The following is a 25,708-nucleotide window of genomic DNA, read 5'->3' as shown; positions in this document are numbered from 1 at the left end:
GAGTCACCAGCGTCAGGGCATGGGATCCCGCCCCGATGATTGCCAGGTCGATAGAGGCTGGAAGTGTGAACACGGCATCAGGCATGAATCAATTGCTAATTTATGAGAATGATTATCATTTTAGTTGTATCATAGGATGATGTTTTGCAATGAATGAACTATGAGGAGAAAAAATGTCTTTGAATGTCAGTGAAGCCCTGGTTCAACAGGCAGCAGCAGGTGAGGTGGATGAGAAAGCCTTTGTTGAAACCATCCGGCAATCCCTACCCTATGCTTGGGGTATCGTCGAGAAACTGTCCTATAGCCTCCACCAGGATGGCGAGGAGTGGGCGAACTATGCGGTCGCGCCACCCAGCGAACAGGCGAGAGGACAATTACTTCGCATGGTGGGTGGAGACGCGATTCGAGGTGCAGTGGAGCGTCACTTTAACGTGAAGTTAGCGTTTCAAAATTGTCACAACCTGGCTGCTTTTCGGCGAGATTGCTTGGATTCTGATGCCTACCGCAACTTTACGTCTATTCGGAATCAGATTCTCAACCAAACCCCTGAACTGCAAGACTGTTAGAAGCCCTAATGCCATCTCTCAACATCACTTTAGTATCTGGTCCACCTGGCGTGGGAAAGACGACCTGGATACGGCAACAAGTCAATTCTGCTGCTGAGACAGCCGTCTATCTAAATCTGGGAGCGGAAAATATTCCGATCGACTCAACCTATCTAGCAACAGAGGTCGCGGGACTCACGGTACTACCCGTCGAGCAGTTGACTGATTTTTTAGCACAACCGCTTGTAGGCTCTGCTGTCTACGTTGAATTGGGGTTTCAGATTGATCTCACCTCCCTGATTCTGCCTGACCAGATGGCAGACTGCCATCGAGTGGCGGTGTTGCCGCCAGGAACTCGACACACCGAATGGCACGATTGGGCAGACCTTGTGGTAACGGGTGTTGAGCCGGGTGTGGCACTATCACAGCCCCATCTCTGGCGTTCTGTGCTGTCAGGACAGGTGCTTGATCTCGCGAGTCTGAATACGTTTTGGTACGAACTAACGCATGGGGCGTATGGCACCGTTCAACGCGCCAAAGGCATTTTTGATGTGGCTGATGGGCGATCGCTCCATTTCGATTTTGTGGCAGGACTCGCTGAGACGACTTATCTTGAACTGGATTTGCCGCTTTGGTGCAATGGCAGACCCGATCGATTTAGCGGCATTGAGGTAGTTGGTGAAGCACTGGATCAAGAGGCGATCGCTGAAACAATCAAAGCATGCTGCTTAGAAGATCATGTGATTGCGTACTACCAACAACAAATCAAAGACTCACTAGAACCAGGAGATGAGGTGGCATGAAAATCGCGGTGATGTCTTGCATTCACGGTAATTATGAAGCGTTGAATGCTGTGCTATCGGATATCGATGATCACAATGTCGATAAGATTTACTGTCTCGGTGATTTAGTGGGATACGGACCTCATCCCAATGCGGTGGTGGAAATGATTCGCACTTTAGATATTCCAACCTGTCAAGGCTGTTGGGATGAGGACATTGTAGAAGGATTGAACGCTTGTGAATGTAGCTATCCTTCTGTGTTGGCGGAGAAACGCGGTAAGTTAGCGCATGAATGGACAAACCAGGTCATCCACCCTGAAGTGCGAGAATATCTGGCACAGTTGCCCTTAATTTTGCGCGATGAAAGTCTGTGTTTTGTGCATGGCAGTCCCCATAACCAGCATGAATATCTGCTGCCAGAAGTGGATGCGTTTGTGGCAATGGAACGAGTGCTGGCGACAGATGCCGATATTTTGTTTTGTGGTCATACCCATGTGCCGTATGTGCGATTGCTGGATGCGGGACAACTTCAAATTCGAGTCAAATTGACTCACAAATCAGAGCAAGAGATGAGTTTTTCGGCACCACTCAAGCGAATCGTGAATGCCGGATCGGTCGGAGAACCGCGTCATGGTAGACCCAATGCAACCTACGTGATTTATGACGCAGATACGGATCAGATTACGCTCCGTGAAGTGGAATACGACTATCAAAAAACCTGTGCTGCCATTATTGAAAAAGGCTTGCCGCCGATCTTTGCGTGGCGATTAGCCAGAGGTTTAGAGTTTGCCGAACGCGCCGATGATCCAACTCATGTGTGTGAGCGATAGCCATGACTACTTGGGCAATTTTAAGTGGCATTGAAGGGAACTTAGCTGCCTATGAAGCGGTGTTGGCAGATATCAAGCGGCAACGACACCCGGTGGAAGAACTATATATCCTGGGGGATGTGATTGCGGCAACCCCTGCCAGCATCAAAGTGATTCAACGAATTCAGTCTCCTCGTGCTAATGAACCTGTACCCCAGGTTTGTCAAGGATGGTGGGAAGAACAGTTGTTGATCTTGCATGGCTTAGGACGCACAGGAGAACCTACCGAACTGATTGAGCGATATGGCATGGACATGGTGAAAACCCTGTGGGATGCGATTCCGCGAGAAATGGTGGAATGGGTGCGATCGCTCGACTTCGGCTTTTTTGAACTGGACTGTTTGTTAATTCACGGGAGTAGTGTCAGTGTGAGTGATGAGCTAACACCGGATACACCCCCAATTCAGATGCTCGATCGTCTCATACGAATGGATGCTAACACTTTATTTTGTGGTCGTTCTGGATTGACATTTCAGTATCAGATTCAGCAAGGTACTGTGACATCCAGTGTGACAACTCTGGATAAGGTTATCTCACCACAAGTAACCCAGGTAAAACCTCGGCAGATTGTTGGCGTTGGCAATATTGGACGTGTTTCTGGTCAAGCTACGTATACGCTTTATCGCCCCAATTCCAACCAAATTGAATTCAAAACTGTTCGCTACGGCTCTGGAAGAGGATTTCAAACCGTAAAAAATCACAGTTCTTAGTGAGTTTTTGATTAGTTTTAATATAAACCGCGCAATCATTAAGGAATTTGATGATTGCAGGGTTCACAGAGTCCAAAAAACTCTAAGGTGTGGTAGTAAACCTTGAACGGAACTGAAGGCTGTAAGTGCGTTTCTAATTCCTGTACCGGGCAGTGATCCAGTGGAAACGACTGACCACACTGCAAACAAGTGAGGTAGTGCTGATCAGGCGTAACGAGACTGTAGAACGCTTCGCCGTTTGTCCCCATCCGACTTTTGATCAATCCATGCAATTTCAGTGTTTCTAATGCCCGATACACGGTTGCTAGCCCGATCGTCTGTCGTTCTCGCAAAAGACTGTATAACTCCTGAGCGGAGATGGCATCTGCTTGCTGGTGCAGCACATCGAGCACTGCTTGCTGATTGTGAGTCAGACGAGGTGAATGGGTTGCACTTTCTTGAGAGGATGAGTCACTTTTCACGGCGAGTGCTGTAGAATAAGCGAATGATAATCATTCTCATTATACTATGAGCCTGACTGAAACCTCAACGCTTGTACTCCAAACTCCTCAGACAGAAACTGATCCCACCGATTCTGGATGCCAAGCCAGATCCACTGCGCTAGCGATCGCCCATCGTCCCCGGCGGTTACGGCGAACTGAAACCCTGCGTCGGATGGTGCGGGAGAATGTTCTGCGGGTCGAAGATTTGATCTATCCGCTGTTTGTGATGGAAGGAGAAGGGCAGCGGGAAGAAGTACCGTCGATGACTGGTTGCTACCGCTACACACTGGATTTGCTGTTGGATGAGGTAAGGCAGGCGGATGAGTTGGGCATTGGGGCGATCGCGCTTTTTCCTCTGATTCCCTACGAACAAAAGGACAATGCCGGAACTGAGAGCTATAACCCGGATGGCTTAATTCCGCGTGCGGTACGAGCCATTAAACAAGTCGTTCCCGATATCCTGGTCATTACCGATGTGGCTCTTGACCCCTACAGCAGTGAGGGACATGATGGCATTGTGCAGGATGGCACGATTCTCAACGATGAAACGGTTGCCGTGTTGGTGAAGCAGGCACTCGTTCAGGCAGAAGCCGGAGCCGATTTTGTTGCCCCATCCGACATGATGGATGGTCGCGTCGGAGCGATTCGCAAAGCGCTGGATGAGGAAGGCTGGATCAACGTGGGCATTCTCGCCTACTCCGCCAAATATGCCTCTGCTTACTATGGTCCGTTTCGGGATGCCCTGGATTCAGCACCTAAGTTTGGCGATAAGAAAACCTATCAGATGGATGCAGCAAACGCCAGAGAAGCGATCAAAGAAGTCGATTTAGACATTGCAGAAGGTGCAGACATTGTCATGGTGAAGCCAGCGCTAGCGTATCTAGATATCATCTGCCAAATCAAACAGCACACCAATTTACCAGTCGCAGCATACAACGTTAGTGGTGAGTACGCCATGATCAAAGCCGCTGCGGCACAGGGTTGGGTTGATGAGCAGAAGGTGATTTTAGAAACGCTGACGAGCATGAAACGTGCCGGAGCCGACTTGATTTTGACCTACTTTGCCAAAGAAGTGGCGTTGATGTTGCAGAAGGGGGAGTAGGGAGTGGGGAATAGGGAATGGGGCTACTCCCTACTCCACACTCCCTATCTCATCAAACTAAAAACTGCTGTAAATACGTGAGGATATTTTCAGATGATTGATTCAAAAACAAGACTACAACCATCCAGCAATTTCGTTCGTCGGTTGTCTATTGCTGTGATGTCTGCGATCGCCCTGAGCTTAGGAAGTTGTGCATCCAATGCACCAACCACCAATTCAGGATCACCGCAAGCCCAGTCTTCATCACCTGCTAAACGGTTAGTCGTGGTGACAACCTTCATTCCCATTACGGATTTTACCAAAGCTGTGGCGGGCGATCGGGCAGAGGTGACGCAACTGCTACCAACGAATGTGGGTCCCCATGACTTTCAGGCGAAACCAGAAGATGCTCAAAAGTTAGCGAAAGCAGATGTTCTGGTAGAAAATGGGTTGGGATTGGAGGAATTTCTGGATGATTTGGTCAAGAATGCCGAGAATCCCAATCTGAAGGTAATTGATTCCAGTAAAGGCATTCAAACCATCACAACTGAATCGATTGAAGGGCATGATCACGGGCATGGAGCCGAAGAGAAAAAGGCAGAAGTCGGACATGATCACGGAGAATTTAATCCTCATATCTGGCTTGATCCGAAACGGGCAATTCAGCAGGTGGAGAACATTCGAGATGGGTTGATTGCGGCTGACCCAGAGGGTAAAGAAACCTACACGGCGAATGCAGCCGCTTACATTGCTAAGCTCCAGCAGTTAGACCAGGAATTTAGTCAGAAATTTCAGCCCTTTGCCGGGAAAACCTTTGTCACTTATCACGATTTTGCCCCGTACTTTGCCCAGCGGTATAACCTCAAAGCTCAGTTTCTGGTCGGGATTCCTGAAGAAAATGCTTCGCCTGATGATGTGAAGCGCGTCATCAATGCGGTCAAGGCATCAAACCTCAAGACCTTGCTCACAGAACCCCAAGCGGTTGGGAATCCATTCTCTGCATTGGCAAAGGATTTGAATGTGCAGGTGAGCTATTTTGACCCCATGGAAACGGCTGGGGCAGATGGAACGCAGCCTGACCATTATTTCGCTGTAATGCGTCAGAACGTGACGAATTTAACCACTGCCTTCGGAGGGCAGTCTACTCAATCGTTTTTACCGACTTCAGTTTCCAAGGTTGCCATCGTGCCACAAACTGTTGGCTTTCGATTTTAGGAGGGTTGCTTGAGAGAAATCGTGTTATCGGTTGAGCAACTCACAGTTTATCGAGAAACCTTTGCGGCGGTGCAGGATGTTTCCTTTTCCCTGGAGACAGGTACCGATACGGCGATCGTGGGTCCGAATGGTGCGGGTAAAAGTACGCTGGTGCAAGCGATTCTGGGCATTTTGCCCCGGCAAGCAGGAGATGTCTTTATCCTGGGACAGCCTCTGTCTCGTCGAGGTTTTCTCGCGCCTGCCATCCGCCAGCAAATTGCTTATTTGCCACAAAATTTCCTGTTTGATCGCCGTATTCCCATCACCGTTGAAGAACTGGTGGGACTGGGATGGGATCAATTAGGGTTTCAGGTGCCCTGGAAAGACCACCGCAAGCGCCGCCTTGCTGTTCGAGAGGTGTTAGCACGGGTCGATGCTGCCCATCTCAGGCATCAGTTAATCAGTGGGCTGTCGGGAGGCGAAACTAAGCGAGTTCTTCTAGCCTACTGTCTGGTGCGTCCCCGTCGTCTGTTGATTCTAGATGAAGCCTTGGCAGGATTAGATGTGCGGGGAGAGTCAGAATTCTACCAACTGCTATACCAACTCAAACGGGAGCAAGGTTGGGCAATTTTGCAAATTTCTCATGACTTAGATATGGTGCGGCGACACTGCGATCGCGTTATCTGCCTGAACCGCACGTTACTTTGTCAGGGAATTCCAGAGGTCGCCCTTTCCCCCGATAATCTCTCGGCTGCCTATGGGTCTGAATTTGTCCGCTATCGCCATCAGCATTAACTCTATTCCCTTATGCCTACCGAACTCACCCGTATCATCGAACTGTTTCAACTTCCCTTTATGCAACGGGCACTTTTGGGTGGCATTCTCACGGGGTTAATGGGTGGAATGCTGGGAAGCTTCACAATCCTGCGCCAATTGTCTTTTTTTAGTGATGCATTAGGGCATTCAGCTTTGTTGGGTATCAGCATTGGCTTACTGATCGGCATTAATCCATCCGTTGTATTGCTGCCCTTTGCCGTCTGTTTTGCCCTGGGAGTGACATATCTGTTAGAACGGACTCGCCTATGGACAGACGCACTGCTGAATATCATTTATTCTTCATCCCTGGCGATCGCTGTCATTGTCCTCAGCTTTGTCGGACAGTACAAAGGTGGACTGAATAACCTGCTGTTTGGTGACATTCTGGCAGTACGAGAACTGGATTTAGTCTTTAGTGGTTTGTTATTGATTGCGTGTACGGTATTTATTGGGTTAACGTTGCGAACGCAAATGTTGTTGACCCTGCATGAACCACTCGCGATCGCCCGTGGAGTTTCGGTTTCGGCTCATCGTACCGCCTTTATTGTCTTGCTGTCGCTGGTAGTGGGCATTTCGATCAAGGCGATCGGGGTGTTGCTGGTGAGTGCGTTTGTGGTGATTCCTGCCTGTGCTGCCCGACTGCTGAGCCGAACATTCACCAACTACGTGGTGCTATCAGCAGGATTAGGGGCGTTGAGTGCTGTGGTTGGGATGCTGATTTCAGCGGCGTTTAATTTGCCTTCTGGTCCCAGTATTGTGGCAACCCAGTTAGTGATTTTTCTAACGACAATGGCATTGCCCCGATTACGTGCTTTAGGACATGGGTAAACGTGCAATGTCTGGATCTGATATCACTCCCGAAATTTTGCAGACGATCGAGATTCTGGAAGCACTGGAAACCTTGCTGGACAAGGCTCCCAGTGCTGAAATCGAGGATATTTTGCAGGAAGCCTGGATTAAGGTGAGTGAAACCTTCCCAGATGATTTCAAAGAGGCTACGCGGGAAGATGCCGGAGCAGAGGGCTTACGGCGCTATATCCGCATCAAGGCATTTTTTGAGAATCCCACCGAGAATTCCGTCAGCCCGGAAGAATTAAAGGCATATTACCGCAATCGTGAACCCGTGGATGAAGATTCAGCAGAGTTTTTCTTTCCAGAGTGAGGGGCGATTCTCCTGCGGAGACACTTTGTGAACGAAACTGCTGATTCAATGAAGCTAAAGTCTTACAGTTCATGGTTGGTTGTTTGCGAGATAATCAAGAATGCCCTGCACGATCGCCCGTGCCATTTGGGTGCGAGTGGCTGGATCGCTGAGTCGTATGGCATCCTCTTGACCCGTCACAAAGCCAACCTCCACCAGCACCGCAGGCATCGCGGTACGAACCAGAACATAAAAGCGAGCACGTTTCACACCGCGATCGCGCATTCCGGTACCTGCCAATAGTTGTCGCTGAATATGTTCTGCCAGTCGTTGTCCCTCTCTGCTACCCGCAACATGAAAGGTTTCAATCCCGTTCACCTCCGGACGGCTCATGCTGATGGCATTGGCATGAATGCTGACAAAGAGGGTGGCACGCGCGCGGTTGGCGAGATCCACACGCGGTTGTAAACCCAGATCTACATCCGTCTGTCGGATCAGGATTGCCTGGATTCCTTGATTCTCCAGCAAACTGGCGACTTGTAAACTAATGTCTAATACAATGTCTTTTTCATAAATCCCGCCAATTCCAACGGCACCAGGGTCAGGACCCCCATGCCCTGGATCGACTACTACGATTGGGCGCTGCTGGGGTAGAAGATTGGTTGGTTGGGGGGAAGGAACTGGGACTATTGGTGCAGATTCTATCCTTTCTGGGACTGAGTGGCTGGGAACAGTCATCGTCTCACCAGCAGGCGATGAGGGGGACGGTTGAGCGATTACCACAGCGGCTTGCAGCCAGATCAGTCCAAAACAGCCAACGAATTGCCAATGAAATTTCACGAATTTGAAGTCCAGAAAACTGAAGAGCTGAGTTTTTGCGTTCGGCTAAGTGATTATAATATGAGAATGATTATCATTTTTATCGATTATGAGCAGTTCTGTTCTTCAGTCCCCTCCCAACCCAACCAGCGCTGAAATGTTGCGGCGGCTTCGTCATACCTGTGCCCATGTGCTGGCAATGGCAGTGCAAACGCTGTTCCCAGAGACAAAAGTGACGATCGGACCCTGGACAGACACTGGTTTCTATTATGATTTCGATCGTCAAACCCCCTTCACCCCTAAAGAATCCATGTAAGCCGTGGGTTGGAAAAACCAGGACAATCAAACCAAATCAAGATTGACCTGTTGTGTGTATCTCCAACCCCAGGACAAAAGCTATGAAAATTCTAGGGATTGATTTAGGCAAATACAAGTCCGTCGCCTGCTTATTCGAAACTGAGACCAACGATACGCTCTACTTCACCTTTACCAGTCAAGCGAAGGAATTTGAGCAATTGCTCGGGCAAACCCAGCCAGAGTTGGTCGTCTTTGAAGCATGCGCTTTGACTGGGTGGGTGTACGACTTGAGTGTGGCGCAAGGGTTCAAGGTGCTGGTTGCGAACCCCAACGGGGAAGCGTGGCATTGGAAACATGTGAAGCGTAAAACAGATCGAGATGATGCCCTGAAACTAGCAAAACTGGCAGCGATTGGACAAATTGTACCCGTGCATGTGCCATCGATTGAAACTCGCCAGTATCGGCAACTGGTGAAGTACCGCAAGAAATTAGTGAGCCGCACCAACCAGGTGCAGAACAGCATTCGGTCGTTGTTTGTCCAGCAAGGCATCAGTATTCCAGTGGGCAATCGAGCCTGGACCGTTGCAGGAATCGCAACCTTGAGTGCCTACCGCAAACCGCTTGCCGAATGCGATCGAGTTTGCCTGTGGCGAGGACAGTTAGATTTGGAGTTAGCTGCACTGGATCGGTTGTGGGAAGAACTGCACAAAGTGGATCAGCAATTAACTCAGATTGCCAAGACAGACAAGCGGGTGCAACTGCTGGAAAGCATTCCAGGGGTCGGGCGCAAGACGGCGGAAGTCGTGGTGGCGTATCTGGATGACCCGAAACGGTTCCAGAATGCCCGTCAAGTGAGTGCCTATGGGGGATTAGTCCCTAGACAGCATCAGTCTGGGGAGACGAATCGGATGGGCAAGATCACTCGACGCGGACCGAGAGTCCTGCGAGCTGCATTGGTCGAGGCAGCGTGGGCAATGTTGCGCTACAACCCTTGGGCAGCGGCGGTGTACAAACGCCTTTGTGGAGGACAAAAGACGCGCAAGAAGCAAGCGATTATTGCTCTGGCTCGCAAGTTATTGGTGCGGTGCTGGGTGCTGTTACGCAAGCAGGAGAAATGGGATGAGGCGAAAGCCAGGATTCAACCAGTTGTGGCTTAGGGTTGAGTCAAGACTGAAGCGAAGCGAGCATTCGGTTGGTTTAGATTTGGTTGTGATTTGACAGTTAGCCTTGATTGGCGATTTTACCCAGAGCTTGTAGCGGGAGCTAATCTGCTGATTCTTGTTCAAATAAGATTGCCCTAACGAATAAGCCTGGACCTTTTGTAAGGACTCTTGAGACAACGCATCGGTAAATAATAGCGTTGACACCTCGGATAGTCGAGTAAACTCAACCAGGTTTGAATCAAGAAATGATATAAAACTAATCAAAGGAAAATATGAATTCAGAGAACTGAGTGGTTAGAAAACTAATAACAGAATAAGAAGCACGAACAGAGAACTAAGACTAAATTTAATTTGGATACAAATGAGTAGATGCATTTCTGTATCCAGAAAACCGGGCTGCTTGGAAAGGGAAATTTGATTTGTTGACACCCCCACGGCTTCATAGTCGATCTCACTCAGATTGAAACCGAGATGCGCCGCATCATCAATGCCAATTTGCCGATCATTCGAGAAGCAGTCGATCGCGAACAAATTCGGGCAGAAATTGAGCAACTTCACGAACCCTACAAGCTGGAAATTCTCGACAGCATTCCTGCTGATGAACCCATCACGCGTTACTTTATTGGTTGTGCAGATACCCTGCAAGGTGTGGCAGAGGCTTCCTTGTTTCACGTCGCAGCGGACACCCTGACTCAGAAACAGATGGGCAAGGATTGCTGGTGGGATTTGTGTGCAGGTCCTCACCTCAACTCCACGGGTGAAATTAACCCCGATGCTTTTGCTTTGGAAAGTGTGGCTGGAGCCTATTGGCGAGGGGATGAAACCAAACCGCAGTTACAGCGGATTTACGGCACAGTCTGGGAAACACCCGAACAACTACAGGCGTATCTCACCCAGAAAGAAGAAGCCAAACGTCGCGACCATCGCAAATTGGGACAAGAACTTGATTTATTTAGCATCCAGGAGGATGCAGGTGGGGGACTGGTCTTCTGGCATCCGAAAGGGGCGAGGATGCGGCTCTTAATTGAAGACTACTGGCGTAAAGCACATTTAGATGCCGGATATGAACTGCTTTACACGCCGCATATTGCCAATCTTGATCTCTGGAAAACATCGGGGCACTTCGATTTTTACCGTGAGAATATGTTTGACCAGATGGAGATTGAGACGCAGCAGTACCAGCTAAAACCGATGAACTGCCCGTTTCACGTACTGACGTACCAAAGTCATTTGCATTCTTACCGGGAACTCCCGATTCGCTGGGCAGAATTAGGCACCGTCTATCGCTACGAGCGATCGGGGGCACTGCACGGCTTAATGCGGGTGCGTGGCTTCACTCAAGATGATGCTCATATTTTCTGTCTGCCCGAACAGGTAGCGGACGAAATTTTGGGCGTGTTGAATTTGACCGAGCAAATCCTGTCGGACTTTGGCTTTACTGAGTACGAAGTATACCTTTCCACTCGTCCTGGCAAGTCTGTGGGTACGGATGCCATTTGGGAATTAGCGACGGATGCGCTGGTTCAAGCCTTAGATGCAAAGGGCTGGAATTATGTGACGGATGAGGGGGGTGGTGCGTTCTATGGTCCTAAAATTGACATCAAGATCAAAGATGCGATCGCCCGTCAATGGCAATGTTCCACGATTCAAGTCGATTTCAATTTACCAGAACGCTTTGACATGGACTACGTAGCAGCCGATGGTTCCCGCCAGCGTCCGATTATGATTCATCGCGCCATCTTCGGTTCACTCGAACGCTTCTTCGGCATCTTGATTGAAAACTATGCCGGGGACTTTCCCCTCTGGTTGGCTCCAGTCCAGGTCCGATTGCTGCCTGTAAGCGATGAGCAGCGGGATTATGCAACTGCGATCGCCCAGCAATTAAAACAACTGGGCTATCGGGTTGAAGTCGATTCCAGTGGAGAACGGTTGGGGAAACAAATTCGCACCGCAGAATTGGAAAAAGTCCCGGTCGTTGCGGTTGTTGGGAAACGGGAAGTGGAAAACCAGACCTTGAGCGTGCGAACTCGTCAATCTGGAGAACTCGGATCGTTAACGTTGTCAGAACTTCAGGAAAAAATGCAGCAAGCAATCATGAACCGACAACAAATGTAAGACAGGAGGAAAAATGCAAGAGTCTGTTACGCCAACCATTCCTCAGTCGAGTCAATGGTCAATCACCTGGAAGCGGGTTGCCAGCGATCGCCGTTGGTCATTCCTGCTGATTGCAATGGGCGTTTTCAGTAGCATCATCTATCCCCATCCACCGTTTGTCGCATTTAGCGCGATCTCCGGAACCACCCTCAAACCTAGACGAGCCATTCTGGTTGCCCTATTGATCTGGTTAGTGAATCAAGTTTATGGCTACACCGTGCGGCAGTATCCCTGGTCAGGAGATTCGCTACTTTGGGGATTGATGTTGGGATTGGGAACCCTGGTCGTTACAGCATTGGCATCGCTGCGTCCGAAGTTTAGTCAGAAGACATTGAAAGAACATTGTTTGTGGTTAGGGGCAAGTGCGTTGCTGGGCTTTGCAGTGTTTGAAAGTTTGATTCTGACCGTTGACTGGTTGCTAACAGGCAGTCATACCCTGACTTGGGCGATCACTCATAGCATTTTGATCAATACAACCCTCTGGACGATCTCGCTGACTCTGATTTACCTCGTGTTTGTTCGATTAACAACTTGCTCTAATCAACCCATCTCATGAATCTATTTTCCCAAGACAAACCCAAAGCCGACCCAGAGAAAGTTCGGGATATCAAGAACTGGGTCTACCGCATTCTCGAAGTGGATAGTGGGATTCCGATTTCCATCAGCCAGCTTGCCTGTAAAGAGCCGGGATGTCCACCCATTGAGACGGTGATTGCAATAATGTCAACACCAGTTCAGCAATACAAGATTCATAAAGCCGTCAATGATATTGATGAAATCGATATTTGTAACTTGATTTGATCAATCAGCCATAAACTTCAACAGCGATCGCAAACATGAAGTTCGCTGAGTTAATAAAAGCACACTGGAAAATTTAATCACAATGACAAAACACACTTTATTTGTTTGCAAATCCTGTGCGTATTCATCAACGCAACGAGATTATATGGGTCAGCGGGGCGGGTATCATCTGCTGAGTCATCTGCTGCGCCTCCAACCGCAATGGACGTTAGCCGCAGAATACACGATCGCACCGGTTGAGTGTCTCAGCGCTTGTAATCGTCCTTGCGTCGTTGCCTATGCTGTTCCCCATAAAACCACATTGATGTTTGGCGATTTATCGCCGTTCCAAAGTGCGATCGCTATTCTGCAACTGGCGGAACAATACCATAGCAGTTCGGACGGGTTAATTCCACGCCAAGAGCGCCCCGATATTCTCAGGAAGGGAATTTTAGCGAGAATCCCTCCCTGCCAACCTGCAAGCCCATGTACTGAAAGCAATTACGAGAATAGGCTGTAGGAAATCATTTCATTGTGCTAGAATCTCTTTGAGTTTATTGAGAATATTTATCAATAACCTAAAGCATACCGATCGAGCGTTCCATGAGAGGTCAACACCGTTATCCATCCTCAATCGAGCTAGAAAGTAGGAAGACCTCATGAATGATTGCCCTTGTTGCCCTGGAAACCTATTACGTCATGTTCGTAGCTCTGGTGTCTATTGGTTTTGCCCAAATTGTAGGCAGGAAATGCCAAATCTGACTGCTGCAACTATCAATCAGTTCAGAATTCATAGGCGATCGGGCGATGTCCACGCTACGAGATCTCTCAAAGCGCACACTTCGTGACTACACGCACACCAAGTAATACAAACGTTGCAGAGCGCTATCACCCGTCACGCCTACCTTTAGATATCTTGAGCAATTGATCAATGGCTAATCCCACTCTAATCGCACCAAAGCTAGAGGTACGCACATTTAAGCGTCGAGAGCATCTTCCACTGCGTGAAAATTTCCTCTGGCAAATTGAAGCTGGAGCAGTGCGTAGCTACACGCTCACTGAAGATGGCACCGTTATCGCTCTCGGATTTTGGGGGCTGGGAGACACCGTAGGGCAACCTCTCGCTTGCATTCAGCCGTATGAGATAGAGTGCTTAACCGATGTGATGGTTCATGCGCTTCAATTTGATCAATGCAGTCACCTGAATCAAGTGCTATTGTCCCACCTCCACCAAACCCAAACCTTGCTGCGGCTTCGTAGCGGACAGATTCACCAGCGATTACAGCAATTATTAGACTGGCTGGCTGATAAATTTGGTCATGAGTTAGAACAGGGTCAACTGATTCAGCTACGCCTCACGCATCAGGATATTGCAGATGTTTTAGGCACTACACGAGTCACGGTAACCCGTTTGCTGAGTCAGTTTGAGCAGGAAGGTCGGATTTGTTGGATGAAGCAAAACTTGTTCTTACCTCGAAGCTTGTAAATTCGCTAATATCTAGCCCGTTGTTCTTATTGATTCCTTACCTGTCTTAATTAGGGCGATCGCCCCACATTCAAGATCTTGCCTTACCCCACACTCGCTTTGTCGGTTTGTGGTCAACCGTTTTCACCCCATTGACGAAGAGCGAATCGTTCGCCAATTCATCCGCCATCGTCGGAATCAGTCGATTCAGATTGATGCTGTAATTATTTTGCCAGAATTCTATCAGCTTCGCTCTAGCCGCTTCATTTACCAACACTGTTTTATCGGGCATGATCAGCACCATCGCCACATGCCCTGAGTTTTCTGTTACCACAAACACGAAATCATCGTGATCGGCTTTCAGACCGTCGTACCAGTAATCAATATGCTCCTCTAACTCATATTCGTAGAGGGAATATGCCATCTCGCTGTCGTCTAGCAGTGCTTTGCGGAGAAGGCGCTCTATCTTTTTGCTCATCCGCAGATTCTTTCACCCATGCATCAAGTTTTTAGATTCTACCAACACTGCTAGATAAAAGGCGTAAGACTCGTCCAAAGCAACAAAGATCCTGTATTATGAGAATGATTATCATTTTTATGGATAGCTTACTTCTAGAACGGTATGCCGCCTGTCTCCCAACCCTTGCCTGCCTCCCTTGAGCGGATTGTCCAGCGGTTCCAACAGATTTCGGAACCGAAGCGGCGCTATGAATACTTGCTTTGCTTTGCCAAGCGCCTGCCACCGTTTCCTGATGAGCAGAAGGTGGCAACCCATCGGGTGCCGGGTTGTGTTTCTCAAGTGTATGTGACTGCCAGTTTGGAGCAGGGCAAGGTCAGCTTTCAGGGCGATTCCGACTCTCAACTAACGAAGGGATTAGTGGGGCTGTTAGTCGAGGGATTGAATGGGCTGACTGCCGCAGAAATCATCCAGTTAAAGCCCGATTTCATTCAGCGAACTGGGCTGGATATTAGCCTGACTCCTTCTCGTGCCAATGGTTTTTACAATATTTTTCAAACCATGCAACGGAAAGCGCTGGTCTATCATCTGGCTGAGACTTACTTGCGAACTTAAGGAGTCATTATGTCCAATCCAGTCATGCAGGTTTGTCCAGAATCCGTGAGGCTTCCTCGACGTGTCATGCCTGTTACTATCATTACCGGCTTTTTAGGCAGCGGTAAAACAACGCTACTCAATCATATTTTGAACAATCGCCACGGGTTAAAGATTGCCGTGATTGTGAATGAGTTTGGCGATGTTGATATCGATTCACAATTGCTAGTTTCTGTGGATGAAAACATGGTGCAACTGGGCAATGGCTGTATTTGCTGCACTATCAATCAAAGCCTGGTTGATACTGTGTATGAAATGGTCGATCGCCATGACTTAGTTGAGTACATTGTGGTTGAAACGACTGGAATTGCTGATCCTTTGCCGATCATGTTGAGCTTTGTCAGTACAGAGTTGCGGGATGTTACGCGGCTAGATTCGGTTCTGACAGTCGTAGATGCTGAATCCTTTACGCCTAATCATTATGGTAGTGAAGCCGCACTCAACCAACTCCTCTTTGGGGACATTATTCTGTTGAATAAGACCGATCTGGTTTCTCCTCAAGTTGTGGATGAGTTGGAAAACTACATCGGCTCGATCAAACCAGGCGCTCGAATCATCTCGACCCGATATGGGGAGGTGCCGCTGCCGCTAATCTTAGATATTGGATTTAATGATGCCAGTACCTACCTCAACTCATCCCAACCGACTCATGAGCATCATAACCATAAACATTCTCATCATCTAGAAAATGATGGGTTTGTAACGGTGTCATTTGAAAGCGAATCGCTTCCAGAGCAACTGCGCCAGCGCCCCTTCGACTTACCCAAGTTTCAAAACTTCCTGGATCACCTGTCTCCTGATGTTTACCGTGCAAAGGGAATTGTCTGGTTCCAGGGCAGTCAACTGCGCCATATTTTGCAACTGAGTGGTAAACGATGCGATATGAAAAGTGAGCGATCGCAGTCACCTAAGCGTAATCAATTGGTGTTCATCGGGCGAAACTTAAATGCTGAATTAATCAAAGCACAGTTAGTTGAATGCATTGCGATTTAATTTGAGGAATTGGATATGACCAACACAACAACTCTTCCCACTCCCAGCACCCTGGACATTCCCAAACGAGGAATGCCTGTCACGATTATCACGGGATTTCTCGGCAGTGGTAAAACCACATTACTCAACCACATTTTGAACAATCGCCAGGATCTAAAAGTTGCGATCTTGGTGAATGAGTTTGGTGACATTAACATCGACAGTCAGTTACTCGTGTCGATGGATGAAGACATGCTGGAACTGAGTAATGGCTGTATCTGTTGCACCATTAATGATGGCTTGGTGGATGCGGTGTATAACGTGCTGGAGCGGGACGATCATGTCGATTATATGGTGATTGAAACGACAGGTGTGGCTGATCCACTGCCGATTATTTTGACCTTTCTGGGAACCGAATTGCGAGATATGACCCGGCTGGATTCGATCGTCACCGTTGTCGATTCTGAGGCTTTTACTCCCGATCATTTCGATAGCGAAGCGGCATTCAAGCAGATTGCCTATGGAGATGTCACGATCTTGAATAAGACTGATTTGGCAGATCCAGACCAAATCCAGAACCTGGAAGCTTATATTCATACGGTTAAAGAAGGTGCCAGAATCCTGCACAGTCAGCATGGAAAAGTACCGCTGCCACTGCTTTTAGATGTGGGCTATAACAACCCAGAAGCCTATGCCAATTTAATTCAGGAAGAGATTGAACAAACCCAGCAGGATCACTCCCACGAAGCGCATCATCATGACCATGATCACCACGCTCACGATAACCATGATCACCACGCTCACGATGACCATCACGATCACACCCAGCACCCTCACGAACACCATCATCACCATTCTGATCATCTGGACAATGATGGGTTTGTGTCCGTTGCTTTTGAGAGCGATCGCCCCTTTGACGTGAAAAAGTTTGAAACCTTCTTGCAAGAACAGTTACCCAAAGAAGTATTCCGGGCAAAAGGGATTCTCTGGTTCAAAGAAAGCGACTTACGCAACGTCTTTCAACTCAGCGGTCCTCGCTTTGACCTGCAAGGAGAAGAGTGGCGGACTCCGCCGAAAACCCAGATGGTTTTGATCGGGCGCAACCTGAATGCAGACGAATTGCGGCAACAGTTAACCGCCTGCCTTGCCTGATCCCAAGTCTTTCAGCAGTGCAGTTGTCTGCTGGAGGGAGGGGTATTGCGTGCCTTACCCCTCATCCTTACGACTGATGTTCCTAACCCAATTTCATTCATGACACTATCCATTTCACCCAATGAAATCCGCAAGCAAGCGGTGATTACTGAATCAAAACCGCCCGTCTCTGAAGCGGAAATGCAGCAAGCCGTTCGTACACTCCTGTTGGGGATGGGTGAAGATCCCGATCGCGAAGGGTTGCGCGATACGCCGAAACGGGTCATCAAAGCCCTGAAATTTCTCACCTCTGGCTATCATCAATCCCTGGATGAGTTGTTGAATGGAGCCGTGTTTCATGAAGATGCCAATGAAATGGTGTTGGTGCGCGATATTGATCTGTTTAGCTCCTGCGAACATCACATTCTGCCAATTTTGGGCCGCGCCCACGTCGCCTATATTCCCAATGGCAAAGTCATCGGTTTATCCAAAATTGCCCGTATCTGCGAGATGTATGCCCGCCGTTTGCAAGTTCAGGAGCGCCTGACCCATCAGATTGCTGAAGCTCTGCAAGGTTTGCTAAAGCCTCAAGGTGTTGCGGTGGTTGTGGAAGCCACTCATATGTGCATGGTGATGCGGGGTGTGCAAAAGCCGGGTTCCTGGACAGTGACTAGCTCGATGCAGGGCGTGTTTGCCGACGATGCCAGAACCCGTCAGGAATTTATGGATTTGATTCGTCATAGTCCATCTTTTCATTAAGCAGTAAACAGGGGAATGAGGTGAAGAGGTGGGGAGGTGAAAGGCTTCTTTGCTCCTTTACCCCTTTACCTCCCTACTCCCCACTCCCTACTCCCCACTCCCTTTCCCACCCTCCATGTCTGATCTCTTGACCACCAAAACCAAACTCCCTGTCACCATCATCACTGGCTTCTTAGGTAGTGGTAAAACAACGCTGTTAAACTACATTCTGCAAAACTTTGAAGCCTATAAAGTCGCTGTCTTAGTGAATGAATTTGGCGACATTAATATCGACAGTCAGTTTTTAATCGCTGTCGAAGAAGACATGATTGAACTGACAAATGGCTGTATTTGCTGCACCATTAACGACAACTTAGCAGATGCAGTTTATCGAGTGTTAGAACGATCGGATCGGATTGAGTATTTAATTGTGGAAACAACAGGAGTTGCAGATCCTTTGCCGATCGCTCTAACATTCTTAGGAACTGATTTGCGGGAACAGACTCAACTCGATGCTATTCTCACAGTTGTCGATGTGTCTACCTTTACTCCCGCACACTATTTTAGTGATGCTGCCATGAGTCAGATTACCTATAGTGACATTATCTTATTGAATAAAACTGATTTACTGCCTGAAGCTGACGTGGATAAGTTGGAAGGAAATATTGGTTCGATTAAAGCAGGAGCTAGGATTTTGCGTTCCCAATATGGCAAAGTACCCTTGTCCCTAATTTTAGATGTCAATCTTGCGGAGTCAGGTTCTTCTACTCAAACTCTGGCAGTACCCACACCCAGTTCCAAGCATCTTAACAATGATGGATTTATGTCCGTATCGTTTCAAAGCGATCGCCCTCTAGCCCTGAAGAAATTTCAGCAGTTTTTGGATTACCAACTGCCTGATAATGTGTTTCGGGCAAAAGGGGTACTCTGGTTCGCTGAAAGCCCTAAACGACATCTGTTTCAACTCAGTGGCAAGCGGTTTACGATCGACGATAGCGAATGGACGGTTGCCCCAAAGAATCAAATGGTATTGATTGGGCGTAAACTGGATGCTCTCTTTTTGATTCAAACGTTGAATAATTGTTTAACCAAACCGTGACGATGAACCAAACCTTTTTATGGATAGAACAGATTAAGTTCAACGAGCAGGGCTTGATTCCAGCGATCGCCCAAGATTATCTGGACAATACCGTCTTGATGATGGCATGGATGAACCGTGAATCGATCTATCGAACCCTAGAAACGGGAGAAGCCCATTACTGGAGTCGTTCCCGTGCAGAACTGTGGCATAAAGGGGCAACGTCTGGACACATTCAGAAGGTCAAAGCGTTTTATTACGATTGTGATGCCGATACGCTTCTCTTAAAAATTGAGCAGGTGGGCAATGTTGCCTGCCATACGGGAGCCAGAAGTTGTTTCTTTAATACTATTCAATTAGCAAAAAACTGAAGGAGATCAAGAGAAATGCTTGTGCAAACTTAGCGACGATGTAAAAGTTGTTTAGACTTTTTGAACTGTCTGGCTGGAATAAAGCGGCTCATACTCTTCTCCAAATAATCGATAAAAGAAGCTTTACGCCTCGGTTCCTGATGATGTAGCCGTAAGATTATAGATATTTTCTTTGTTGCTTCGACCCAGGAAGGTAAAGGAGATATGTCATGAAACTCAAGCTTACGCTTTTCAAAAACTTCCACAAATTCTTCAATAAAGTCGAGATACCAAGAATAATGATCTATAAAAACAATCTCAAATAGTTCTCTGTCTATAATGTTTTTTTCATAATAATAGACCACTTGAGATAGAAATCTGAGATAAATGTCAAGATGTTGATGGTCTGTAAGACTATTTAGATGACAGCTTTCTTCTGGAGTTCTTAGATTAGGCGATTGTATAAAGTGATTTACTAAGAGCTTTCCATCATCTTGTTGCCATGCATTGCGCAAATCCCACATCACCTGAAGCACATAGTAATGTTCTGCACTAGCAATATATTTCATGAGATCTACGGTTATCGTATGTCTCGTAGAAAATCGGGCTAAAGCTACTGTGAGAAGAGAGCCTAAAATAGTACCGAGAATTGTGCCAACTACGCCAATCAAAGCTTCCAACATTATGATTTGTTGAGGTATTAACTTCACAGATCATAACTTCAATTTCAATTGAACAAATTCCGCATTTGCCATGTCATTTAATCTTTAGTTTAATTTATTTCACCAAAGGACAGTACTCGCTAATGGTCATTTTCCAGCAAAATCATGAAAGAATCGGGTAATTGATTCTTCTCTCCTCCACCGCTTGACTGCTTCACTTCTCCAGGGGATGTTGAATCACCAAACTACCACCTCGCTGTCGAGTTCCAGGATTGATGCTAAACAAACGCACATATTGATGTGGATAACGTTGTAGAAGTTGTGCTATTGCAGCGATCGCCTCCTCTTCCTGCGTTGCTCTAATCACGCCACAATCTGACCAGGAATTTGCCCGAAACCGTCGCGTATCCGCCTGTTCTACGCCAATATAAAATTTTTGGCTTAACACTTCTCGAATCCAGACGATCGCTTGAGCATCTAGAGGTGAGGATGGGTGATGTCCATTGCGAGAAGCAAGCTGAACGGTTGGGTGTCTGTTGGGTTCATTGCGAATGGTGGCGATACAGACCTGATCGTCGGCACAGAGGTAGCCCTGACGCAGTTTTTGATTGATGCTGACGACATGACGGGCAAAGGTTGAATCGGCTTCCTGGACATTGGGTAAGCGATCGGCTTGTTGCTGATGGATAATCACTGAGCCAGATGCCACATACCTGCCCGATGGAATCTCCACATTCTCAATTAACGCATGGGACATGACAATACAACCATCCCCAACACGGGCATTAAACACAGTGGACCGGAATCCAATAAAACACCCCTTGCCCACATAGGCAGGACCGTGAATCAACGCCATATGAGTGATTGAGGCATTGTCACTAATCCACACCGAGTAAGAGTCGCCATCATCGCCAGTGACACGCCCCTGCTCTAACCCGTGAACGACTGCCCCATCCTGAATGTTGACATTGGCTCCGATGTAAAACGGCATTCCCTCATCGGCGCGAATCGAGACCCCTGGTGCAATATGCACCTGTGCGCCAATACGGACATCCCCTATCACATTCGTTAATGGATGGATGTAAACACTGGGATCGATCGCGGGTTCAATGAGTTGCTGTGCCCAGGGAGTTGGCGGGGCAGGAATGCTGTGGATGTCCATGCTAGTATGAGAATGATTATCATTCTAAATAATACCTGGAAACAGGTCTTGTCCGCACTCTGAACCTGGCAGCAGTTTTCCATTATGAGCCTCACCCTCTACAATACCCTGACACGCCGCAAAGAGCCGTTCTCACCCATCCATCCCGGTCAGGTGACGATGTATTGCTGCGGGGTGACGGTGTATGACGATTGCCACCTGGGACATGCTCGCTCCTACATGGTGTGGGATGTGGTGCGACGATATTTGCAATGGCGCGGCTACTCGGTGCGCTATGTGCAGAACTTCACCGATATTGACGACAAGATTCTCAAGCGTGCTCAGGCAGAAGGATCAACCATGCAGGCGGTGAGCGATCGCTACATTGCTGCCTACTTTCGAGATATTCGACGGCTCAACATTCTGGATGCCGATGAGTATCCCCGTGTCACCGAGCATATTCCAGCGATTCATGATCTGATTCAAGCACTGGTCGAGAAAGGCTATGCCTATGCAGTCGATGGCGATGTCTATTACAACGTGCGGCAATTTGCAGAGTATGGCAAACTCTCTGGGCGACAGCTAGAGCAGATGCAGGCGGGGGCAGGGGGACGAGTTGACCCCAACGATCCAGAGTTCAAAAAACAATATCCGTTTGACTTTGCGCTGTGGAAAGCGGCAAAGCCAGATGAACCTGCCTGGAATTCTCCCTGGGGTGAAGGACGACCGGGCTGGCACATTGAATGTTCTGCCATGATTCGGGCACGCTTGGGAGAAGCGATCGATATTCACGGAGGTGGCGGCGATCTGGTCTTCCCTCATCATGAGAATGAGATTGCTCAGTCGGAAGTGTTGACGGGTCAGCCATTAGCCCACTACTGGTTGCACAACGGCATGGTGACAGTGAATGGTGAGAAAATGTCGAAGTCGTTGGGCAATTTCACCACTATTCGAGACATATTGGAGGGCAACTGGTCAGACTATCCCCAACCCGTTGACCCAATGGCAATTCGGCTATTTGTGCTGCAAGCCCATTACCGTAAACCATTGGATTTTACGAAAGATGCCATCATTGCCGCTGAGAACGGCTGGCAAACGCTGAAAGAGGGACTGACACTGGATTGGCAGCGATTGAATTTATCATCCCAGATGCCGATTCCCGGTGAACTGGACGCTGAATCGGTCAATCGTTTTCAAACAGTAATGGACGATGATTTGAATACGGCAGCAGGATTAGCGGTGCTATTTGAGTTAGCCAAGATACTGAAGCGGGAGTTCAATTTACGCTGCTATCAAGGATTGTCGGAGCTAACCGATATACAGTTACAACAGCGTCTGCAAACCCTGACTCACCTGGCACAGATCTTAGGTTTAGCCGTTCAGCCAGCCTCCATCCCTGAGCCAGATATTGACGTTGGTTGGATTGAATCTCTGCTGCAACAACGGCAACAGGCACGGCAGGAAAAACGCTATGCCGAGAGCGATCGCATTCGCAATGAGTTGGGAGCAATGGGCATTACTTTAATTGATCAACCCGATGGACAAACGCGCTGGCATCGATAAGTGGCTATGGCACACCGAAACGTTGAGCAATGGAATCACCAATGGAGCAAAATTTTAGTTTGGGCTGGGCCGCTCAGTTGGCTTGTGCTAGCGATTTATGTGCTGATCCGCAATCAGGTCATGTGGGGAGGGCTGGCTGCACTTTATATCGCGATACCGATCAGCTTAGTGATTCATACAATCGCTCCACTTGCACTAATTATCCTGGTATTTTATCGTCGTCGTCGCCGTCAGCCGATTGGCAAAATGATTCATTGGGGGCTGGTTTACTACGTCTCAGTTCCTTTAATTATTTTTACTCTTTCGATTAAGCTGCAAGGTCTTTCAGGAACATTGGCATGGATTGAGATGATGATTCGCGAAATTAAGTTTCAACTGAATCGATAGAGAAATATAACCTAAAAAATACGAAAGAGACGATGAGTGTAACCCTAAAATCAATTCTGGAGTTAAGTGCGAAAGAAACACTGTCCGATTACGTGACGGCGATCGCCTGGTCACCGATAGGCAATACTGTAGCGGCTGCCTCTGGGTCGGGAGAAGTGCGATTGTTAAAGAATTTTGTGAGTCTGTCGTTATGTCAGCCCACAGGTCAATCTATCGATGCCTTAGCCTTTTCATTCGATGGCAAATGGTTAGCGGCAGGTGGGCAGGATGGCACCATGACGCTGTGGCAGATGCATGAAGATGTGCCCAGAATTGCGGATACATTGGAATGTGGCTCTTGGGTTGATCGCCTAGTCTGGCATCCCACCTGTAATCACCTGGCATTTAATCAAGGAAAAACTGTACAGATTTGGGATGCGGATCAAGCGGAAACTGTGACCTGTTTGATCGGAATTGCCAGTCCGCAAGATATTCGCTGGTCGCCGGATGGAAAACACCTGGCGATCGCCATCAAAAGCAACATCCACATCTGGAATAGCCAGGACTGGAGCACAGCTCGCTATCAATGGGAGTTGACCGCACCCGCCAGCGCGATCGCCTGGTCGCCCGATGGTTCCTTGCTGGCTTGTGCCATTCATGACCACAGTATCGGAGTGCTGGACTGGTCAAAGGTACAGCACCTCCAGCGTGAGCCAACCGATGAAAACGACCTGCCAACTCTCATGCGCGGCTTTCCTGGAAAAATTCGCCAGTTAGCATGGGCAGATTTACCGCCATCGGTTGACCTGCCGCCGATTTTAGCAGCTGCCACTCGTGAACTGGTGACGATGTGGATGCAATCCCCAGAAGGTTGGGATAGTTGGGTGTTAGACCTGCACAGTGATACGGTCTTGGACGTGGCATTTCAACCCCAAACGGGATGGCTTGCCTCACTGTCCGAAGATGGCTGGATCATTCTCTGGCAAGCAGCCCTGGAAGCGGCTCAAGTACTGGAAGGAGCGGAAGCAGGGTTTTCCTGTCTGGCATGGCACTCGACGGGACGACACTTAGCCGCTGGCGGACAACGGGGTGAATTGTTGGTTTGGTCTATGTCTACAAATAGGTGATGAACTGTATGGAAAAGCCGGAAGCGTTTGATGTGATTGTGGTGGGAGCGGGTGCATCGGGCATCGGGGTTGGGGCAGTGCTGAAGGATTTGGGATTGGAGAATTTTGCAATCCTGGAGCGGCATCAAATTGGCGAGTCCTTTCGATGCTGGCCGCAAGAGATGAATTTCATTACCCCATCCTTCCCCAGTCATGGCTTTGGACACCTCGACTTGAACGCGATCGCCCGCAAAACCTCTCCTGCCATTAGCTTTCGGCGAGAACATTTGTCGGGCAACCAATATGCTCAGTATCTAGAGAAGGTTGCAGATTACTTTCAGATCCCGGTTTATACCGGCGTTGAAGTTCAAAAGATTGAACTTTTATCGCAGTGCAGAGGGTTCCTGATTCATGTTCCGGATGGTATCCTCAAAACCCAATTTCTGATTTGGGCGGCTGGGGAATTTCAATATCCTAACTTAACTCCTTTTCCGGGTGCAGATTTATGTTTACATAATTCTCGGATTCAATCCTGGACTCATTTGAAAGGAGATGAATTTATCATCATCGGTGGCTATGAAAGTGGCATGGATGCCGCGTCCAATTTAGTTGCATTAGGCAAACGAGTCAAAGTTTTAGATCGCACTGGCATTTGGGCAAACCCCGATACTGATCCCAGTATTTCCTTATCTCCCTACACCCTTCAGCGGATTGAGTTTTGTTACTCTACGGGGCGATTAGAACTGATTGGTAATGCTGCGATCGAAGAGGTGAAAACTGTTCCTGGTGGCTATGCGGTTTATAGCGAATACAACAAATGGGTGTCACATACTCAGCCCATTCTCTGTACAGGATTTGAGGGCAGTTTAAAGCAAATTGCTCATCTGTTTAACTGGTCTGAAGGCTATGCCGGATTAACTGAAGAAGATGAATCAACCATCACTCCTGGATTATTCGTAGTGGGTCCTTCCGTGCGTCACGGAAACGTCATCTTCTGTTTTATCTACAAGTTTCGCCAGCGTTTTGCCGTTGTTGCCAATGCGATCGCCCAACGTCTCGACATTGACCCCACACCCCTTAAAGTTTACCGACAGGAAGGGATGTTTCTGGACGATCTCTCCTGCTGCGACAACGACTGCCTCTGTTAACCCCACTCCCCACTCCCCCATGTCCCTGTCTCTTATACACATCT

31 protein-coding genes are annotated in these 25,708 nt (G+C 48.2%); 26 read left to right on the top strand and 5 right to left on the bottom strand.

Going from position 1 to position 25,708, the window contains the following annotated elements:
• Positions 1–173: 173 nt before the first annotated feature.
• The 4 genes from ACN4EK_RS02240 to ACN4EK_RS02225 are packed head-to-tail and all read left to right on the top strand — an operon-like array spanning position 174 to position 2,906.
• On the top strand, positions 174–566 hold the full coding sequence (locus ACN4EK_RS02240) for an SCO5389 family protein (RefSeq protein WP_431655778.1): 393 nt from the start codon (positions 174–176) through the stop codon (positions 564–566).
• 50 nt (positions 567–616) lie between these two features.
• A complete protein-coding gene (locus ACN4EK_RS02235; protein WP_431655776.1) occupies positions 617–1,348 on the top strand; it encodes a GTP-binding protein in 732 nt (243 codons plus the stop codon).
• The gene (locus tag ACN4EK_RS02230; RefSeq protein WP_431655775.1) at positions 1,345–2,157 is read left to right on the top strand and encodes a metallophosphoesterase family protein; all 813 of its coding nucleotides are present in this window, start codon (positions 1,345–1,347) and stop codon (positions 2,155–2,157) included. Before ACN4EK_RS02235 ends, ACN4EK_RS02230 begins: the two co-directional genes overlap by 4 nt.
• A 2-nt stretch (positions 2,158–2,159) precedes the next feature.
• Positions 2,160–2,906 (top strand): metallophosphoesterase family protein, encoded by a 747-nt coding sequence (locus tag ACN4EK_RS02225; RefSeq protein ID WP_431655774.1) that lies wholly within the window; start codon positions 2,160–2,162, stop codon positions 2,904–2,906.
• A 38-nt stretch (positions 2,907–2,944) separates the two neighbouring features.
• Here the strand turns inward: ACN4EK_RS02225 and ACN4EK_RS02220 are convergent, their stop codons facing one another.
• Positions 2,945–3,367 (bottom strand): Fur family transcriptional regulator, encoded by a 423-nt coding sequence (locus ACN4EK_RS02220; RefSeq protein WP_431655773.1) that lies wholly within the window; start codon positions 3,365–3,367, stop codon positions 2,945–2,947.
• 46 nt (positions 3,368–3,413) lie between these two features.
• Here ACN4EK_RS02220 and hemB point away from each other — a divergent pair, with 46 nt between their 5' ends.
• From hemB to ACN4EK_RS02195, 5 genes are all read left to right on the top strand, one after another.
• Positions 3,414–4,490, top strand: a complete 1,077-nt coding sequence (gene hemB, locus ACN4EK_RS02215) for a porphobilinogen synthase (protein WP_431655772.1) — start codon at positions 3,414–3,416, stop codon at positions 4,488–4,490.
• Positions 4,491–4,583: 93 nt separating this feature from the next.
• Positions 4,584–5,684 (top strand): metal ABC transporter substrate-binding protein, encoded by a 1,101-nt coding sequence (locus ACN4EK_RS02210; protein ID WP_431655771.1) that lies wholly within the window; start codon positions 4,584–4,586, stop codon positions 5,682–5,684.
• Between the two features lie 9 nt (positions 5,685–5,693).
• A complete protein-coding gene (locus tag ACN4EK_RS02205) occupies positions 5,694–6,458 on the top strand; it encodes a metal ABC transporter ATP-binding protein (RefSeq protein ID WP_431655769.1) in 765 nt (254 codons plus the stop codon).
• Between the two features lie 12 nt (positions 6,459–6,470).
• Positions 6,471–7,307: a metal ABC transporter permease gene (locus ACN4EK_RS02200; protein WP_431655768.1), complete on the top strand. Its 837-nt coding sequence runs from the start codon at positions 6,471–6,473 to the stop codon at positions 7,305–7,307.
• 7 nt (positions 7,308–7,314) lie between these two features.
• Positions 7,315–7,641, top strand: coding sequence for a hypothetical protein (locus tag ACN4EK_RS02195; protein WP_431655766.1), 327 nt, complete (start codon positions 7,315–7,317; stop codon positions 7,639–7,641).
• Positions 7,642–7,710: 69 nt separating this feature from the next.
• Here the strand turns inward: ACN4EK_RS02195 and ACN4EK_RS02190 are convergent, their stop codons facing one another.
• On the bottom strand, positions 7,711–8,460 hold the full coding sequence (locus ACN4EK_RS02190) for an N-acetylmuramoyl-L-alanine amidase family protein (RefSeq protein WP_431655765.1): 750 nt from the start codon (positions 8,458–8,460) through the stop codon (positions 7,711–7,713).
• An 88-nt stretch (positions 8,461–8,548) separates the two neighbouring features.
• Here ACN4EK_RS02190 and ACN4EK_RS02185 point away from each other — a divergent pair, with 88 nt between their 5' ends.
• The 7 genes from ACN4EK_RS02185 (at position 8,549) to ACN4EK_RS02155 (ending at position 14,319) form a co-directional block, all read left to right on the top strand.
• Complete coding sequence (locus ACN4EK_RS02185) at positions 8,549–8,755, top strand: hypothetical protein (protein WP_431655763.1); 207 nt, start codon at positions 8,549–8,551, stop codon at positions 8,753–8,755.
• An 82-nt stretch (positions 8,756–8,837) separates the two neighbouring features.
• Positions 8,838–9,893 carry an IS110 family RNA-guided transposase gene (locus ACN4EK_RS02180; protein WP_431655761.1) on the top strand — a complete coding sequence of 352 codons (1,056 nt, stop codon included), beginning with the start codon at positions 8,838–8,840 and terminating at the stop codon, positions 9,891–9,893.
• 477 nt (positions 9,894–10,370) lie between these two features.
• Positions 10,371–12,014 (top strand): threonine--tRNA ligase, encoded by a 1,644-nt coding sequence (gene thrS / locus ACN4EK_RS02175; protein WP_431655759.1) that lies wholly within the window; start codon positions 10,371–10,373, stop codon positions 12,012–12,014.
• Between the two features lie 13 nt (positions 12,015–12,027).
• Entirely contained in the window at positions 12,028–12,609 is a 582-nt protein-coding gene (locus ACN4EK_RS02170; RefSeq protein WP_431655758.1) for a hypothetical protein, read from the top strand.
• Entirely contained in the window at positions 12,606–12,854 is a 249-nt protein-coding gene (locus ACN4EK_RS02165; protein ID WP_431655756.1) for a hypothetical protein, read from the top strand. The genes ACN4EK_RS02170 and ACN4EK_RS02165 overlap by 4 nt, the downstream gene beginning before the upstream one ends.
• 82 nt (positions 12,855–12,936) lie before the next feature.
• Entirely contained in the window at positions 12,937–13,353 is a 417-nt protein-coding gene (locus ACN4EK_RS02160; protein ID WP_431655754.1) for a DUF1636 family protein, read from the top strand.
• 411 nt (positions 13,354–13,764) lie between these two features.
• Complete coding sequence (locus ACN4EK_RS02155) at positions 13,765–14,319, top strand: Crp/Fnr family transcriptional regulator (RefSeq protein ID WP_431655752.1); 555 nt, start codon at positions 13,765–13,767, stop codon at positions 14,317–14,319.
• Positions 14,320–14,389: 70 nt separating this feature from the next.
• Here the strand turns inward: ACN4EK_RS02155 and ACN4EK_RS02150 are convergent, their stop codons facing one another.
• Positions 14,390–14,776 carry a hypothetical protein gene (locus tag ACN4EK_RS02150; protein WP_431655750.1) on the bottom strand — a complete coding sequence of 129 codons (387 nt, stop codon included), beginning with the start codon at positions 14,774–14,776 and terminating at the stop codon, positions 14,390–14,392.
• Between the two features lie 144 nt (positions 14,777–14,920).
• Here ACN4EK_RS02150 and ACN4EK_RS02145 point away from each other — a divergent pair, with 144 nt between their 5' ends.
• From ACN4EK_RS02145 to hisI, 6 genes are all read left to right on the top strand, one after another.
• Entirely contained in the window at positions 14,921–15,370 is a 450-nt protein-coding gene (locus tag ACN4EK_RS02145; protein WP_431655749.1) for a SufE family protein, read from the top strand.
• 9 nt (positions 15,371–15,379) lie between these two features.
• Complete coding sequence (locus ACN4EK_RS02140) at positions 15,380–16,402, top strand: CobW family GTP-binding protein (protein WP_431655747.1); 1,023 nt, start codon at positions 15,380–15,382, stop codon at positions 16,400–16,402.
• 15 nt (positions 16,403–16,417) lie between these two features.
• Positions 16,418–17,533 carry a CobW family GTP-binding protein gene (locus ACN4EK_RS02135; RefSeq protein ID WP_431655746.1) on the top strand — a complete coding sequence of 372 codons (1,116 nt, stop codon included), beginning with the start codon at positions 16,418–16,420 and terminating at the stop codon, positions 17,531–17,533.
• Positions 17,534–17,632: 99 nt separating this feature from the next.
• A complete protein-coding gene (gene folE, locus ACN4EK_RS02130; RefSeq protein ID WP_431655744.1) occupies positions 17,633–18,271 on the top strand; it encodes a GTP cyclohydrolase I FolE in 639 nt (212 codons plus the stop codon).
• Positions 18,272–18,386: 115 nt separating this feature from the next.
• A complete protein-coding gene (locus ACN4EK_RS02125) occupies positions 18,387–19,349 on the top strand; it encodes a CobW family GTP-binding protein (RefSeq protein WP_431655743.1) in 963 nt (320 codons plus the stop codon).
• Positions 19,350–19,351: 2 nt separating this feature from the next.
• Positions 19,352–19,699: a phosphoribosyl-AMP cyclohydrolase gene (gene hisI / locus ACN4EK_RS02120; protein ID WP_431655741.1), complete on the top strand. Its 348-nt coding sequence runs from the start codon at positions 19,352–19,354 to the stop codon at positions 19,697–19,699.
• Between the two features lie 29 nt (positions 19,700–19,728).
• On the opposite strand, the gene ACN4EK_RS02115 is transcribed toward hisI, so the two are convergent.
• Positions 19,729–20,388, bottom strand: coding sequence for a hypothetical protein (locus ACN4EK_RS02115; RefSeq protein ID WP_431655740.1), 660 nt, complete (start codon positions 20,386–20,388; stop codon positions 19,729–19,731).
• Between the two features lie 166 nt (positions 20,389–20,554).
• Positions 20,555–21,502 carry a ribulose bisphosphate carboxylase small subunit gene (locus tag ACN4EK_RS02110; protein WP_431655739.1) on the bottom strand — a complete coding sequence of 316 codons (948 nt, stop codon included), beginning with the start codon at positions 21,500–21,502 and terminating at the stop codon, positions 20,555–20,557.
• Positions 21,503–21,586: 84 nt separating this feature from the next.
• Between ACN4EK_RS02110 and cysS the strand changes: the two genes are divergently transcribed.
• Genes cysS through ACN4EK_RS02090 form a run of 4 tightly spaced genes read left to right on the top strand, consistent with a single transcriptional unit; the run spans position 21,587 to position 25,664 of the window.
• Positions 21,587–23,044, top strand: coding sequence for a cysteine--tRNA ligase (gene cysS, locus ACN4EK_RS02105; protein ID WP_431655738.1), 1,458 nt, complete (start codon positions 21,587–21,589; stop codon positions 23,042–23,044).
• The gene (locus ACN4EK_RS02100; RefSeq protein WP_431655736.1) at positions 23,045–23,431 is read left to right on the top strand and encodes a hypothetical protein; all 387 of its coding nucleotides are present in this window, start codon (positions 23,045–23,047) and stop codon (positions 23,429–23,431) included. It abuts the gene before it with no gap.
• Positions 23,432–23,463: 32 nt separating this feature from the next.
• A complete protein-coding gene (locus ACN4EK_RS02095) occupies positions 23,464–24,537 on the top strand; it encodes a WD40 repeat domain-containing protein (RefSeq protein WP_431655735.1) in 1,074 nt (357 codons plus the stop codon).
• Positions 24,538–24,545: 8 nt separating this feature from the next.
• The gene (locus ACN4EK_RS02090) at positions 24,546–25,664 is read left to right on the top strand and encodes an NAD(P)/FAD-dependent oxidoreductase (RefSeq protein ID WP_431655734.1); all 1,119 of its coding nucleotides are present in this window, start codon (positions 24,546–24,548) and stop codon (positions 25,662–25,664) included.
• The last annotated feature ends 44 nt before the right edge of the window (positions 25,665–25,708 follow it).

It is taken from the genome of Pantanalinema rosaneae CENA516, from assembly GCF_050753385.1.
Taxonomy (GTDB): domain Bacteria; phylum Cyanobacteriota; class Cyanobacteriia; order Leptolyngbyales; family Leptolyngbyaceae; genus Pantanalinema; species Pantanalinema rosaneae.
This window is presented reverse-complemented; position numbering and strand designations above follow the sequence as displayed.